This window comes from Vibrio sp. 1402, assembly GCF_033340275.1.
The window spans coordinates 15257-30772 of sequence record NZ_JAWOWE010000023.1 but is presented as its reverse complement, the minus strand read 5'-3'; the positions used below and the strand labels follow the sequence as shown (position 1 = coordinate 30772).

Here is a 15516-nt window from a genome sequence, read left to right as displayed (position 1 = left end):
GTCTACGTTTCGCGATCCGTGAAGGTGGCCGTACAGTAGGTGCTGGTGTTGTTGCTAAGATCTTCGACTAATTCATAGCGAATTAGCGATGCTTTCGGAAAATCTTGAATTAGATTTGACGAACCAGTAGCAAAAAGGGCATCATTTGATGCCCTTTTTCTGCACTCAACATTATTTTTGCTGTTTTCTTGTTCAGAAGTGGGTTGGGCGCAGAGCAAGATTAAGCAAAGAGGCTTAATCTTAAGAAGAGTACGCTGATTTTTTCAGCGATATGGAGTTTGCCCTGCAACAGCGGGGTTGTTGTCGTCTATATTAAGACTTGTAACAGGTTGGTTTTATGAAAGCAAATAATGCTGAAACTCCTGATAGCTCAAACGCAGCAGATACGTTTAAGTGGGTAGCCGCTTTCGTATTGGCAGCTGCCGCTGTTGTGGGTAATTACCTGTATGGTGAAATGTCTGTAGTGGTTCGTGCTGCAGGCGTTGTTGTTCTTATTGCAGCTGCCTTAGGCGTTGCAGCAACAACGACTAAAGGTAAAGCAGCGATCAGTTTTGCAAAAGAATCTCGTATGGAAGTACGTAAAGTTGTTTGGCCTACTCGCCAAGAAACCATGCAAACAACACTGATCGTTTTAGCTGTAAGTATTGTAATGGCTCTAGTGCTATGGGGTATTGACGGAATTATGGTTCGTCTAGTAGCTCTAGCAACTGGGGTATAGAGGGTTTTTATTCATGAGTGAAGCTCCAAAAAAACGCTGGTATGTGGTTCAAGCCTTCTCTGGATTTGAAGGTCGTGTAGCTCAATCTCTGCGCGAGCATATCAAAATGCACGGCATGGAAGAGCTATTCGGTGAAGTACTGGTTCCTACTGAAGAAGTAGTGGAAATGCGCGCGGGTCAGCGTCGCAAATCTGAGCGTAAGTTCTTCCCAGGTTACGTCCTTGTTCAGATGATTATGAACGATGAATCATGGCACCTAGTACGCAGTGTGCCGCGTGTCATGGGCTTCATTGGTGGTACCTCAGACCGTCCGGCACCTATCACGGATAAAGAGGCTGACGCGATTCTTAATCGTCTTGAGAAAGCGAGTGAAGCGCCTCGTCCGCGTACAATGTACGAAGCGGGTGAAGTGGTACGTGTTAACGAAGGTCCATTTGCTGACTTCAACGGTACTGTTGAAGAAGTGGATTACGAGAAGAGCCGCCTGAAAGTGTCGGTATCGATCTTTGGTCGTGCGACACCAGTTGAGCTTGAATTTGGTCAGGTTGAAAAGCTGGACTAAGACTCTTCGTTAAAGAGTATAAAAAATCACCTTTTTAGGGTTGTATAAGGCGCGGATTATGACTATAATTTCGCGCCTTTTTACTTCAAGTGAAGTAAAAAGTTTCTTACACAAACGGGGAGCTGATCTGCGATTAGCGTTTGTACCCAAACTTAGGAATTATCATGGCTAAGAAAGTTGAAGCTTACATCAAGCTACAAGTTGCTGCTGGTATGGCTAACCCTAGTCCACCAGTAGGTCCTGCACTAGGTCAACACGGTGTGAACATCATGGAATTCTGTAAAGCGTTCAACGCAAAAACAGAATCTATTGAGAAAGGTCTACCAACTCCAGTAGTTATCACAGTATACAGCGACCGTTCTTTCACGTTCGTAACTAAGACTCCACCTGCTGCTGTTCTTCTTAAGAAAGCTGCTGGCGTTAAGTCTGGTTCAGGTCGTCCAAACACTGAAAAAGTTGGTACTGTAACTGACGCTCAAATCCAAGAAATCGCAGAAACTAAAGCTGCTGATATGACTGGTGCTGACATCGAAGCGATGAAGCGTTCTATCGCTGGTACTGCTCGTTCAATGGGCCTAGTGGTAGAGGGTTAATAAGATGGCAAAACTAACTAAGCGCATGCGCGTAATCCGCGAAAAAGTTGACGTAACTAAAGAATACGAAATCAACGAAGCTGTTGCTCTTCTTCAAGAACTAGCGACTGCTAAATTCGTTGAGTCTGTAGACGTTGCTGTTAACCTAGGCATTGATGCTCGTAAATCTGACCAGAACGTACGTGGTGCAACTGTACTACCTCACGGTACTGGCCGCGAAATCCGCGTTGCAGTGTTCACTCAAGGTGCTAACGCTGAAGCAGCTAAAGAAGCTGGCGCAGACATCGTAGGTATGGAAGATCTTGCTGAGCAAGTTAAGAAAGGCGAAATGAACTTTGACGTAGTTGTTGCTTCTCCAGATGCAATGCGCGTTGTAGGTCAACTAGGTACTATCCTAGGTCCTCGCGGTCTTATGCCAAACCCTAAAGTTGGTACTGTAACTCCTAACGTTGCTGAAGCAGTTAAAAACGCTAAAGCTGGTCAGGTTCGTTACCGTAACGACAAAAACGGCATCATCCACACTACTATCGGTAAAGCAAACTTCTCTGCTGAGCAGATCAAAGAGAACCTAGAAGCACTTCTAGTTGCTCTGAAGAAAGCTAAGCCATCTTCAGCGAAAGGTACTTTCCTGAAGAAAGTAAGCATCTCTACTACTATGGGTGCTGGTGTTGCTGTTGATCAGGCTAGCCTGAACACTCAAGCATAATTTATTTGCTTAGGCGCAAAATTCGTGTATAATTTTGCGCCTAATATTTGTGGTTGGGGCTGAACTTTGGTTCTTTGAACTGTCTCCTAGTTCGAAATGAATTAAGACCCAGTCTCCGTCCAAGACCGTAGGTGTTTGTGTAAAAGCAAACTTAATTATCCTACGTAGATGGTGCCCGAACTGACAGAAAGCTCTATGTAATATAGTTAACTTTCTTCTGGGGAAGCACCTCAATAGCTCTCACTGTCGTGATGATAGTGAGTGGTGTAACGACAACCAGGAGTAAATCCAAGATGGCTTTAAACCTTCAAGACAAAAAAGCAATTGTTGCTGAAGTCAACGAAGCTGCCAGTGGTGCACTTTCTGCAGTTGTAGCTGATTCTCGTGGCGTTCAAGTTGGCGCGATGACTTCTCTACGTAAACAAGCTCGTGAAGCTGGCGTTTACATGAGAGTTGTTCGTAACACTCTTGCTCGTCGTGCGGTTGAAGGTACTGAGTACGAGTGTCTAACTGACACTTTCACTGGTCCTACTCTAATCGCATTCTCTAATGAGCACCCAGGTGCTGCAGCGCGTCTTTTCAAAGACTTCGCTAAAGAGAACAAAGATTTCGAGATCAAAGCTGCTGCATTTGAAGGCGCTTTAACTGACGCTGAAGTACTAGCAACACTACCAACTTACGACGAAGCAATTGCACGCCTAATGATGTGCATGAAAGAAGCTTCGGCTGGCAAGCTGGCGCGTACTATCGCAGCTATCCGCGATCAAAAACAAGAAGCAGCGGCATAAGCCTTGCTTTTTACTGGTTGCTTAATAAACTTATTGTTGACTTAAAAGAGAATTGTTATGTCTATTACTAACGAGCAAATCCTAGACGCAGTTGCAGAAATGTCTGTAATGCAAGTTGTTGAACTAATCGAAGCAATGGAAGAGAAATTCGGTGTTTCTGCTGCTGCTGCTGTTGTAGCTGGCGGCGCTGCTGCAGGCGAAGCTGCTGCTGAGCAAACTGAATTCGACGTAATCCTAGAAGCTGCAGGCGGTAACAAAGTTGCTGTAATCAAAGCAGTACGTGGCGCAACTGGCCTAGGTCTTAAAGAAGCTAAAGCTCTAGTAGACGGCGCTCCAGCACCTCTTAAAGAAGGTGTTGAGAAAGCAGAAGCTGAAGCTCTTAAAGCTCAGCTAGAAGAAGCTGGTGCAACTGTTGCTGTTAAGTAATTATTGCATAGTTTCTTAGCCTAACGGCTAATTGGCTGGTGGTTTTTTAACCACCGGCCTTTTTGCGCTGTAGGGTATAGGCGAATTTTCCCGCTGTTTAAGCGCCTGATATCCATGCAAAAAACATTTCATTCTTACGAAATGAAATGTCACTACAGTAAACAGCTATATTAGTCACTGTCCCTTACCCCCCTTAAGTAACTAGGAGCGGGCGGACAGTTTGGGTCACTTATCAGCGAGCTGAGGAACCCCATGGTTTACTCTTATACCGAGAAAAAGCGCATCCGTAAGGACTTTGGTACTCGTCCACAAGTTTTGGACATTCCATACCTGCTATCGATCCAGCTCGATTCGTTCGACAAATTTATCGAACAGGATCCTGAAGGTCAATACGGTCTTGAAGCCGCTTTCCGTTCTGTATTCCCGATTCAGAGCTACAACGGCAATTCTGAGCTGCAATACGTTAGCTACCGTCTTGGTGAGCCAGTTTTTGACGTTAAAGAATGTCAAATCCGCGGTGTAACTTACTCAAAGCCACTACGTGTAAAACTACGCCTAGTTATCTTTGATAAAGACGCGCCAGCAGGTACTGTAAAAGACATTAAAGAACAAGAAGTCTACATGGGTGAAATTCCGCTCATGACAGACAATGGTACCTTCGTAATCAACGGTACCGAGAGGGTTATCGTATCCCAGCTGCACCGAAGCCCAGGCGTGTTCTTCGACAGCGATAAGGGTAAGACCCACTCTTCAGGTAAAGTTTTATACAACGCACGTGTTATTCCTTACCGTGGTTCATGGCTTGATTTCGAGTTTGATCCTAAGGATAACTTGTACGTTCGTATCGACCGCCGTCGTAAGCTACCAGCATCGATCATCCTTCGAGCACTAGGTAAGTCGACAGAAGAAATCCTAGATATCTTCTTCGAGAAAGTGAACTTCGAAGTGAAAGACCAAACTCTATTGATGGAGTTGGTTCCGGATCGTCTACGTGGTGAAACTGCGTCATTCGACATCGAAGCAAATGGTAAAGTTTACGTTGAGCAGGGTCGTCGCGTAACAGCTCGTCATATCCGCCAACTAGAAAAAGATGGCGTTGATCACATCGAAGTACCAGTTGAGTACATCGTTGGTAAAGTTGCATCTAAAGATTACATCAATGAAGCAACTGGCGAGATCATTGTTAACGCTAACCAGGAAATCAGCCTGGAAGCATTAGCGAACCTATCTCAGGCAGGCCACAAAGCGCTAGAAGTTCTATTTACGAACGATCTAGACCACGGTCCATTCATGTCAGAAACATTACGTATCGACAGCACGGTTGATCGTATTTCTGCATTGGTAGAAATCTACCGCATGATGCGCCCTGGTGAGCCGCCAACAAAAGAAGCTGCAGAAGCTCTATTCGAAAGCCTATTCTTCTCTGAAGAGCGTTACGATCTATCGACTGTTGGTCGTATGAAGTTCAACAGCTCTATCGGCCGTGAAGATGCTCAAGAGCAAGGCACACTTGATGAAACTGATATCATCGAAGTGATGAAGAAGCTGATCGCGATCCGTAACGGTAAGGGCGAAGTGGACGATATCGACCACCTAGGCAACCGTCGTATCCGTTCTGTAGGCGAAATGGCTGAGAACCAGTTCCGTGTAGGTCTAGTACGTGTTGAGCGTGCAGTTAAAGAGCGTCTAAGCCTAGGCGATCTTGACGCAATCATGCCTCAAGACTTGATCAACGCGAAGCCAATTTCTGCGGCAGTTAAAGAATTCTTTGGCTCTTCACAGCTTTCGCAGTTCATGGACCAAAACAACCCGCTATCAGAAGTAACGCACAAGCGTCGTATTTCTGCATTGGGTCCTGGCGGTCTAACTCGTGAACGTGCTGGCTTCGAAGTACGTGACGTACACGTAACTCACTACGGTCGTCTATGTCCTATCGAAACGCCTGAAGGTCCAAACATCGGTCTGATCAACTCTCTATCTGCGTTTGCGCGTTGTAACGAGTACGGTTTCCTAGAGACACCATACCGTCGCGTTGTAGATGGCGTAGTAACAGACGAAGTAGATTACCTATCTGCAATCGAAGAAGGCCAATTCGTTATCGCACAGGCGAACGCTAAGCTAAACGAAGATGGTACTTTTGCAGATGAGCTGATCACAGCTCGTCAGAAAGGTGAATCTGGTCTACACCCTCGTGAGCACGCTCAGTACATGGACGTTGCGACAAACCAGGTTGTATCTATCGCTGCATCGCTTATCCCGTTCCTAGAACACGATGATGCGAACCGTGCATTGATGGGTGCGAACATGCAACGTCAGGCAGTTCCAACACTAAAAGCTGACAAACCGCTTGTTGGTACTGGTATTGAACGTAACGTAGCAGTTGACTCAGGTGTAACTGCAGTTGCTAAACGTGGTGGTGTGATCCAGTCAGTAGATGCTTCTCGTATCGTTGTTAAAGTTAACGAAGAAGAGCTAGTACCAGGTGAAGCTGGTATCGACATCTACAACCTGACTAAATACACACGTTCTAACCAGAACACATGTATTAACCAGCGCCCATGTGTGATGCCAGGTGAGCCTGTATCACGCGGTGACGTTCTTGCTGATGGTCCTTCAACAGACCTTGGTGAACTAGCGCTTGGTCAAAACATGCGTATCGCGTTCATGCCTTGGAACGGTTACAACTTCGAAGACTCGATCTTAGTATCTGAGCGCGTAGTTCAAGAAGACCGTTTCACGACTATCCACATCCAAGAACTGACTTGTGTGGCGCGTGATACTAAGCTTGGTTCTGAAGAGATTACAGCGGATATTCCAAACGTAGGTGAGTCTGCTCTATCTAAACTAGACGAGTCAGGTATCGTTTACATCGGTGCTGAAGTTAAGGGTGGCGACATCCTAGTTGGTAAAGTAACGCCTAAAGGTGAAACTCAGCTAACGCCTGAAGAGAAGCTACTACGTGCAATCTTCGGTGAAAAAGCATCTGACGTTAAAGATACTTCACTACGTGTACCTAACTCTGTATCAGGTACGATCATCGACGTTCAAGTCTTTACTCGCGATGGCGTAGAGAAAGACAAGCGTGCGCTTGAAATCGAACAGATGCAGCTTAAAGAAGCGAAGAAAGACCTAACTGAAGAATTCCAGATTCTTGAGGGCGGCCTTCTAAACCGTGTTAAAGCTGTATTGATTGAAGGCGGTTACTCTGAAGCGAAACTAGACACAACTGATCGTAAGAAGTGGCTAGAACTAACGCTAGAAGATGACGCACTACAAACTCAGCTTGAGCAACTTGCTGAGCAGTGGGATGAGCTAAAAGCCGACTTCGATAAGAAGTTCGAAACTAAGCGTCGTAAGATCACTCAAGGTGATGATTTAGCACCTGGTGTACTGAAGATCGTTAAGGTTTACCTAGCGGTTAAACGTCGCATTCAGCCTGGTGATAAGATGGCGGGTCGTCACGGTAACAAGGGTGTAATCTCTAAGATCAACCCTGTTGAAGACATGCCATACGATGAGAAAGGTCAGCCTGTAGACATCGTACTTAACCCACTGGGTGTACCTTCGCGTATGAACATCGGTCAGATCCTAGAAGTACACTTAGGTCTGGCAGCGAAAGGTATCGGTGACAAGATCAACCAGATGGTTAAAGAGCAGCAAGAACTAGCGAAATTCCGCGAGTTCCTACAAAAAGTTTACGATCTAGGCGACACTCGCCAGAAAGTAGACATTGCTTCTCTATCTGATGATGAAGTACGTACTCTGATCAAGAACTTGCGTGGCGGTCTACCAATCGCGACTCCTGTATTTGATGGCGCTCCAGAAGAGTCAATCAAAGCACTTCTTGAGCTAGCAGATCTACCAACATCAGGTCAGTTAACACTGTTTGATGGTCGCACAGGTGATGCGTTTGAGCGTCCTGTAACTGTTGGTTACATGTACATGCTGAAACTGAACCACCTTGTTGATGACAAGATGCACGCTCGTTCAACTGGTTCGTACAGCCTAGTAACTCAGCAGCCACTAGGTGGTAAAGCTCAGTTCGGTGGTCAGCGTTTCGGTGAGATGGAAGTATGGGCACTAGAAGCATACGGTGCTGCTTACACGCTACAAGAAATGCTAACGGTTAAGTCGGATGACGTTAACGGCCGTACTAAGATGTACAAGAACATCGTAGACGGTAACCACAGCATGGAACCTGGCATGCCAGAATCGTTCAACGTACTGTTGAAAGAGATCCGCTCGCTAGGTATCAACATCGAGCTAGAAGACGAAGAGTAATCCTTTTCTCTCTTGATGAAAGTCGAGAGAATCAAAGCGATTATTTGGAAGAAGGTGCTCACTTTAGCGAGTGAGCTCCTTTTAACTCCTTACAGGAGCTGATTGTGAAAGACTTATTAAACTTTCTAAAAGCACAGCATAAGACCGAAGAATTTGATGCAATCAAAATCGGTCTATCTTCACCAGACATGATCCGTTCATGGTCTTTCGGTGAAGTTAAAAAACCTGAAACGATCAACTATCGTACGTTCAAACCTGAACGCGATGGTCTGTTCTGTGCGCGTATCTTTGGTCCAGTTAAAGACTACGAATGTCTTTGTGGTAAGTACAAGCGCCTGAAGCACCGTGGTGTTATCTGTGAGAAGTGTGGTGTAGAAGTTACACAAACTAAAGTTCGTCGTGACCGTATGGGCCACATTGAACTGGCTTCACCAGTAGCTCACATCTGGTTCCTAAAATCGCTACCGTCTCGTATCGGTCTACTAATGGATATCCCTCTACGTGATATCGAACGCGTTCTGTACTTCGAAATGTACGTAGTAACAGAGCCTGGTATGACTGATCTAGAAAAAGGTCAGATGCTTACTGAAGAAGAGTATCTAGATCGTCTAGAAGAGTGGGGCGACGAGTTCACTGCTAAGATGGGTGCGGAAGCTATCAAGGACCTACTAGGTTCTATGGATATGCACGCTGAAGCAGAACAAATGCGTGAAGAGTTAGAGACAACAAACTCTGAAACTAAGCGTAAGAAAGTAACTAAGCGTCTTAAGCTGGTAGAAGCGTTCATCGCATCGGGTAACAACCCTGAGTGGATGATCCTAACTGTACTTCCAGTACTTCCGCCAGATCTACGTCCTCTAGTACCTCTAGATGGCGGTCGCTTTGCGACTTCTGATCTTAACGATCTATACCGTCGTGTGATCAACCGTAACAACCGTTTGAAGCGTCTTCTAGAGCTAGCGGCTCCGGACATCATCGTACGTAACGAAAAACGTATGCTGCAAGAGTCTGTTGATGCGCTACTAGATAACGGTCGTCGTGGTCGTGCGATCACAGGTTCTAACAAGCGTCCTCTGAAATCTCTTGCTGATATGATCAAGGGTAAACAAGGTCGTTTCCGTCAGAACCTTCTAGGTAAACGTGTAGACTACTCTGGCCGTTCTGTAATCACAGTAGGTCCATACCTGCGTCTACACCAGTGTGGTCTTCCTAAGAAGATGGCACTTGAGCTATTCAAACCATTCATCTACAGCAAGCTAGAGACTCGTGGTCTTGCGACTACAATCAAAGCTGCTAAGAAAATGGTAGAGCGTGAAGAAGCGGTCGTTTGGGATATCCTAGACGAAGTAATCCGTGAACACCCAGTACTATTGAACCGTGCACCGACACTTCACCGTCTAGGTATCCAGGCGTTCGAACCAGTACTGATCGAAGGTAAAGCGATTCAGCTACACCCACTTGTTTGTGCGGCGTACAACGCGGACTTCGATGGTGACCAAATGGCGGTTCACGTACCTCTAACTCTAGAGGCACAACTTGAAGCTCGTACTCTGATGATGTCGACAAACAACATTCTGTCGCCAGCGTCAGGTGATCCGATCATCGTACCTTCTCAGGACGTTGTATTGGGTCTGTACTACATGACTCGTGAAAAGATCAACGTGAAAGGTGAAGGCATGTACCTTTCTGGCCCAGAAGAGGCTGAGAAAGCATACCGCACTAAACAAGCTGAGCTTCACGCACGCGTTAAAGTACGTATTACAGAAACTGTTGTAGACGAAGACGGCAACAGCACTACAGAAACCAAGATGGTAGACACCACTGTTGGTCGTGCAATGCTATGGCAAATCGTGCCAGCTGGTCTACCGTACAGCATCGTTAACCAAAAGCTAGGTAAGAAGCAAATCTCTAACCTACTTAACGAGGCGTACCGTAAACTAGGTCTGAAAGACACAGTAATCTTCGCTGACCAAATCATGTACACAGGTTTCGCATACGCGGCACTTTCTGGTGTATCTGTTGGTATCGACGATATGGTTGTACCAGCAGCTAAGTACACTGAAATCGCAGAAGCGGAAGAAGAAGTACGTGAAATCCAGGAACAGTACCAATCAGGTCTTGTTACTGCGGGTGAACGCTACAACAAAGTTATCGATATCTGGGCATCGACCAACGACCGTGTTGCGAAAGCAATGATGGAAAACCTTTCATCTGAAACGGTAGTTAACCGTGACGGTGAAGAGGAACAGCAAGAGTCATTCAATAGCATCTACATGATGGCGGACTCGGGCGCTCGTGGTTCTGCAGCACAGATTCGTCAGCTTGCGGGTATGCGTGGTCTGATGGCGCGTCCAGATGGTTCAATCATCGAAACGCCGATCACAGCGAACTTTAAAGAAGGTCTAAACGTACTTCAGTACTTTATCTCAACGCACGGTGCTCGTAAGGGTCTTGCGGATACGGCACTGAAAACAGCGAACTCGGGTTACCTAACTCGTCGTCTAGTAGACGTTGCTCAAGACGTTGTTGTAACTGAACATGACTGTGGCACTCACGAAGGTGTCGACATGATGCCTCACATCGAGGGTGGTGATGTTAAAGTTGCACTTTCTGAGCTTGCTCTTGGTCGTGTTGTTGCTGAAGACGTACTAAAACCTGGCACGGAAGACGTTCTTATTCCACGTAACACCCTGATCGATGAGAAGTGGTGTCAAATCATGGAAGAGAACTCAGTAGACAGCATGAAAGTGCGCTCTGTAGTAACGTGTGATTCTGACTTCGGTTGTTGTGCACAATGTTACGGTCGTGACCTAGCACGTGGTCACCTAGTGAACCAAGGTGAAGCAGTGGGTGTTATTGCTGCTCAGTCTATCGGTGAGCCAGGTACACAGCTAACGATGCGTACGTTCCACATCGGTGGTGCGGCATCGACAGCAGCGGCAGAGAACAGTGTTCAAGTTAAGAACAACGGTTCTATCAAGCTACACAACGCTAAATCTGTATTGGCTGATGACGGTAAGATCGTTATCACTTCTCGTGCGACAGAGTTAACTATTGTTGATGAGTTTGGTCGTACTAAAGAGAAGCACAAACTGCCTTACGGTACGCTACTAAGCAAAGGCGATGGTGATACAGTTCAAGCTGGCGAAACAGTTGCAAACTGGGAAGCGCACACACTACCTATCATTACTGAGGTAGCAGGTCGCATCCAGTTCGTAGATATGATCGACGGCGTAACAGTATCTCGTCAAACTGATGACCTAACTGGTCTATCTTCAAGCGAAGTAACTGACCCAGCAGCTCGCCCTTCAGCAGGTAAAGATATGCGTCCAGCTATCAAACTTGTTGACGAGCAAGGTAACGATGTAATGATCCCTGGTACTGATATGCCAGCTCACTACTTCCTACCTGGTAAAGCGATTGTGAACATCGAAGATGGCGCAGCAGTAGGTGTTGGTGCAACACTAGCACGTATTCCTCAGAAGTCTGGCGGTAACAAAGATATCACCGGTGGTCTTCCACGAGTTGCTGACCTATTTGAAGCACGTAAGCCGAAAGAGCCTGCAATCCTTGCTGAGCACACAGGTACTGTGAGCTTTGGTAAAGAGACGAAAGGTAAACGTCGCCTAGTGATCACACGTGAAAGCGGTGAAGCTTACGAAGAGATGATTCCTAAGCATCGTCAGTTGAACGTATTCGAAGGTGAAAAAGTTGAACGTGGTGATGTGATCGCAGATGGTCCAGAGTCTCCACATGACATCCTACGTCTACGTGGTGTACACGCGGTAACGCAGTACATTGCTAACGAAGTGCAGGAAGTTTACCGTCTACAAGGCGTTAAGATTAACGATAAGCACATTGAAACTATCGTTCGTCAGATGCTGCGTAAGTGTACTATTACTCACTCTGGTGACTCTGAGTTCCTACCTGGTGAACAGATTGAGTACTCACAAGTTAAGATTGCTAACCGTAACCTAGAAGCTGAAGGCAAAGAGCCTGCACGTTTCGAACGTGAACTACTAGGTATTACTAAAGCATCTCTAGCGACTGAGTCGTTCATCTCTGCGGCATCGTTCCAGGAGACAACTCGCGTACTAACAGAAGCTGCGGTTTCTGGTAAGCGTGATGACCTACGTGGTCTGAAAGAGAACGTAATTGTTGGTCGTCTGATCCCAGCTGGTACTGGTTTCGCATACCACCAAGAGCGTCAAGCTAAACGTTCTGAAGCGCAAGATGGTCCTTCTGCTGAGCAAGCAACGGATAACCTAGCGGCACTTCTAAACGCTGGTTTCTCTTCTGAAGAGTAAGTCATATAACGAGTAATCGTTAAAAGCTTAAGAAAAAGGCACCTTCGGGTGCCTTTTTAGTTTTTTATACTACTTTGTTCTTCCGGTGGGATTTTCGATAAAGCTAGAAACAAAAAAGACCGACGATGATCGTCAGTCTTTTCTCTCACTCTATTTCTGAATGTTTGCAAATACTAAGCTCCAGGTGGCATAGACAGGCTTTCTGCGATTTGCTGTATCAGATAGTCCTCGACTTCAAAGCGAGTCTCAAGAATTTCCCCAATGAGACACATATCAGAATCGAAATCATTTAATTCATCATCTTCAGTCACTTCTGAGTACTTATCGTTAAAGTTCAATAATGGTTCAGTCGTTAGAACAATTTGACCATAGGTTTGATTGATCTCATTAGTCACGACAAAGCCGGTTGCTTTCCAACGGTCCATAACCATGTCATAAATTTTAAAGTGGCCTTCGGAGATGTAATCAACGAGGTGCTGACAGAAATCCTGCAGTTCGGAAGGAGATGGGAGTTCAATAACATTGGTTTTCGAACAAGGTTGCAGCGCTGCAAGCTTACAATATTCAACAATCAGGGATTGTCGTGTCTCTAACCAGTGATCAATGACATCACTTGAGCCACCCCACTGGTCTTGTGTTTGTTTGAATTTTCTTAGCATGACCATGCCCTCATGATCTGATCGCCCATCGGCGAACGTATCCTTTGCAAAGCAAAGTTAGTAAAGTTATTACAAACTCTTGTCCTTACTAGAATTTAGAGTGCACATTTACTTAACGATAAACTCTAGTATGAAATTAGATTGCCAGTAAAATGAACGAACTTCAAGCAAAGGGATGGTGTAATGTTAAGAAAAGGTGATGTTAACCGCGCGATAAATGCATACTGGTGTGTTGTTGCAGGAAGTGAAATTTGGCTGGTGGATGGTGCTGTGCCCTTCGGGTCTGCAGAGCAGTTATCACTGCCAGTAACGAGTGCAAGACCCATTGGTGAGTATTCTGGTTCGCCCGTCATGTGGCTTAACTTGGCCGATTTAGAGCATGATCTACCTTTAGTATCCCTGCGTGACTGCCTGCATTTTCCTGAGCCATTATTTATGTTGTTAAGTAAAGCTGTGCAATATGGGCACATGACGCAAAGTTTGCGCTTTTGTCCACAGTGCGGAGGAAGAAACTTTCTTAATAATAACCAGTTAGCCATGCAGTGTGGTGAATGTCGCACCCTTCATTATCCTAGAATATTTCCGTGTATTATCGTTGCTGTACGTAAAGAAAATCAGATCTTATTAGCCCAACATCCAAGGCATCGAAATGGTATGTATACGGTTATTGCGGGTTTTCTAGAAGTCGGTGAGACATTAGAAGAGTGCGTGGCTCGAGAAATTCATGAAGAAACGGGAATTCTCGTTAAAAATATTCGTTACTTTGGCAGCCAGCCTTGGGCTTTCCCATCCAGTATGATGATGGGGTTTTTAGCTGACTATGAATCCGGAGAGTTAAGCCCAGACTACACTGAGCTGTCTGATGCACAATGGTTTGGTATCGACGAGATGCCGCCTGTTGCGCCTAAAGGAACGATTGCAAGAGCACTTATCGAACAAACGCTGAAAGATATAGACTCTAATTGTCTGATAAATAGATAAAAAAAACCCTCCGAGAGGGAGGGGGTAAGTAAGATGTCGTTATGAGATGCTGAGTACTAAGTACTCAGTTTATAATTGTAGTTTTCGCTAGCGAACAAATTTTTAACACTGATACCGATTGGGTGCAAATTAAGCATTGATTTAAAAGTTAATAACTTGATCCAGGTTGCAAAGCACACAGCTATTGGACTTAAATCAGTGATAGAATACCCCCTTTCACAGAAAGCCTAACAGTTGGAATTACGGAATGACTGAATTAAAAAATGATCGTTATCTGCGTGCGCTTTTAAAAGAGCCGGTAGATTACACGCCAGTATGGATGATGCGCCAGGCAGGTCGTTACCTACCAGAATACAAAGCGACTCGTGCAGAAGCGGGTGATTTCATGTCTTTGTGTCGAAATGCAGAATTAGCATCCGAAGTGACACTTCAACCATTACGCCGTTTTCCTCTTGATGCCGCGATCTTATTCTCGGACATCTTAACGATTCCAGATGCAATGGGGCTTGGTTTGCGTTTTGCTGCGGGTGAAGGACCTGTTTTTGATAACCCAATTACATGCAAAGCCGACGTGGAAAAAATTGGTTTGCCAGATCCTGAAGGTGAACTGCAATACGTAATGAACGCAGTACGCCAGATCCGTAAAGACCTGAAGGGTGAAGTGCCGCTGATTGGTTTTTCTGGTAGTCCTTGGACTCTTGCGACGTATATGATCGAAGGTGGTAGCTCTAAAGCGTTTACCAAGATAAAGAAGATGATGTACGCGGAACCACAAACTCTGCACCTACTTCTAGATAAGCTGGCAGACAGCGTTATCGAGTACTTAAACGCGCAAATTAAAGCGGGTGCGCAATCGGTAATGGTATTTGACACATGGGGTGGCGTACTAACGCCTCGTGATTACAATCTGTTCTCACTGCAATACATGCACAAGATTGTAGATGGTCTGATGCGTGAAAACGACGGTCGTCGCGTGCCAGTCACACTGTTTACTAAGAATGGCGGCATGTGGCTTGAGCAAATCGCTGCAACGGGCTGTGATGCGGTTGGTCTAGACTGGACAATCAACATTGCAGACGCGAAAGCACGTATCGGTGATAAAGTGGCTCTGCAAGGTAACATGGACCCATCAATGCTTTACGCTTCACCAGAGCGTATCCGTGAAGAAGTCGCGGGTATTCTAGAAGGTTTTGGTGATGCAGGTACTGGTCATGTGTTCAACCTAGGTCACGGTATCCATTTGGATGTGCCGCCAGAAAACGCGGGCGTATTTGTGGAAGCGGTACACGAGCTATCTAAGCCGTACCACAAGTAACTTCGACTTTTTGAAATCAAATGCCGGCATTCAGTGCCGGTATTTTTTTACCTAAAATTCAGTTTTTCTATCTGAGACTCAAGGCTGTACAGCTCTAGTAGTATTTGGCCTACTATGATCTAATTACTACTCTAGCTGTACATTAGACATTAAAATTCAATATAAACAAATACTTATGAC

The 15516-nt window shown here is 45.6% G+C and carries 11 protein-coding genes and 1 pseudogene; 11 read left to right on the top strand and 1 reads right to left on the bottom strand.

Features of this window, described 5'->3' with window-relative positions; genetic code table 11:
• The 9 genes and pseudogenes from R7044_RS22935 to rpoC all read left to right on the top strand — a co-directional run.
• A pseudogene (locus R7044_RS22935) lies at window positions 1-71 on the top strand (elongation factor Tu); the annotation flags it as partial.
• 266 nt (window positions 72-337) lie between these two features.
• The gene (gene secE / locus R7044_RS22930; RefSeq protein WP_005384680.1) at window positions 338-718 is read left to right on the top strand and encodes a preprotein translocase subunit SecE; all 381 of its coding nucleotides are present in this window, start codon (window positions 338-340) and stop codon (window positions 716-718) included.
• 13 nt (window positions 719-731) lie between these two features.
• The gene (nusG, locus tag R7044_RS22925) at window positions 732-1280 is read left to right on the top strand and encodes a transcription termination/antitermination protein NusG (RefSeq protein ID WP_005384681.1); all 549 of its coding nucleotides are present in this window, start codon (window positions 732-734) and stop codon (window positions 1278-1280) included.
• Window positions 1281-1444: 164 nt separating this feature from the next.
• Complete coding sequence (rplK, locus tag R7044_RS22920; protein ID WP_005384682.1) at window positions 1445-1873, top strand: 50S ribosomal protein L11; 429 nt, start codon at window positions 1445-1447, stop codon at window positions 1871-1873.
• 4 nt (window positions 1874-1877) lie between these two features.
• Window positions 1878-2579, top strand: a complete 702-nt coding sequence (rplA, locus tag R7044_RS22915; RefSeq protein WP_005384683.1) for a 50S ribosomal protein L1 — start codon at window positions 1878-1880, stop codon at window positions 2577-2579.
• Window positions 2580-2872: 293 nt separating this feature from the next.
• Entirely contained in the window at window positions 2873-3367 is a 495-nt protein-coding gene (gene rplJ, locus R7044_RS22910) for a 50S ribosomal protein L10 (protein WP_005382538.1), read from the top strand.
• A 57-nt stretch (window positions 3368-3424) separates the two neighbouring features.
• The gene (gene rplL, locus R7044_RS22905) at window positions 3425-3793 is read left to right on the top strand and encodes a 50S ribosomal protein L7/L12 (protein WP_005382540.1); all 369 of its coding nucleotides are present in this window, start codon (window positions 3425-3427) and stop codon (window positions 3791-3793) included.
• A gap of 252 nt (window positions 3794-4045) precedes the next feature.
• A complete protein-coding gene (rpoB, locus tag R7044_RS22900; protein WP_005384685.1) occupies window positions 4046-8074 on the top strand; it encodes a DNA-directed RNA polymerase subunit beta in 4029 nt (1342 codons plus the stop codon).
• Window positions 8075-8178: 104 nt separating this feature from the next.
• Complete coding sequence (gene rpoC, locus R7044_RS22895) at window positions 8179-12381, top strand: DNA-directed RNA polymerase subunit beta' (protein ID WP_005382514.1); 4203 nt, start codon at window positions 8179-8181, stop codon at window positions 12379-12381.
• A gap of 173 nt (window positions 12382-12554) precedes the next feature.
• On the opposite strand, the gene R7044_RS22890 is transcribed toward rpoC, so the two are convergent.
• Window positions 12555-13046 (bottom strand): Rsd/AlgQ family anti-sigma factor, encoded by a 492-nt coding sequence (locus R7044_RS22890; protein WP_005382515.1) that lies wholly within the window; start codon window positions 13044-13046, stop codon window positions 12555-12557.
• Window positions 13047-13223: 177 nt separating this feature from the next.
• Here R7044_RS22890 and nudC point away from each other — a divergent pair, with 177 nt between their 5' ends.
• Both nudC and hemE read left to right on the top strand, forming a co-directional pair.
• Window positions 13224-14021: an NAD(+) diphosphatase gene (gene nudC / locus R7044_RS22885; RefSeq protein WP_005382516.1), complete on the top strand. Its 798-nt coding sequence runs from the start codon at window positions 13224-13226 to the stop codon at window positions 14019-14021.
• Between the two features lie 247 nt (window positions 14022-14268).
• Window positions 14269-15336, top strand: a complete 1068-nt coding sequence (gene hemE / locus R7044_RS22880; RefSeq protein ID WP_033907151.1) for a uroporphyrinogen decarboxylase — start codon at window positions 14269-14271, stop codon at window positions 15334-15336.
• Window positions 15337-15516 lie beyond the last annotated feature (180 nt).

Coding starts and splice junctions, on each gene's coding strand:
- rplA (WP_005384683.1), top strand. CDS start 1,878: ATGGCAAAACTAACTAAGCGCATGCGCGTAATCCGCGAAAAAGTTGAC.
- nusG (WP_005384681.1), top strand. CDS start 732: ATGAGTGAAGCTCCAAAAAAACGCTGGTATGTGGTTCAAGCCTTCTCT.
- rplL (WP_005382540.1), top strand. CDS start 3,425: ATGTCTATTACTAACGAGCAAATCCTAGACGCAGTTGCAGAAATGTCT.
- secE (WP_005384680.1), top strand. CDS start 338: ATGAAAGCAAATAATGCTGAAACTCCTGATAGCTCAAACGCAGCAGAT.
- R7044_RS22890 (WP_005382515.1), bottom strand. CDS start 13,046: ATGGTCATGCTAAGAAAATTCAAACAAACACAAGACCAGTGGGGTGGC.
- rplK (WP_005384682.1), top strand. CDS start 1,445: ATGGCTAAGAAAGTTGAAGCTTACATCAAGCTACAAGTTGCTGCTGGT.
- rplJ (WP_005382538.1), top strand. CDS start 2,873: ATGGCTTTAAACCTTCAAGACAAAAAAGCAATTGTTGCTGAAGTCAAC.
- rpoB (WP_005384685.1), top strand. CDS start 4,046: ATGGTTTACTCTTATACCGAGAAAAAGCGCATCCGTAAGGACTTTGGT.
- hemE (WP_033907151.1), top strand. CDS start 14,269: ATGACTGAATTAAAAAATGATCGTTATCTGCGTGCGCTTTTAAAAGAG.
- nudC (WP_005382516.1), top strand. CDS start 13,224: ATGTTAAGAAAAGGTGATGTTAACCGCGCGATAAATGCATACTGGTGT.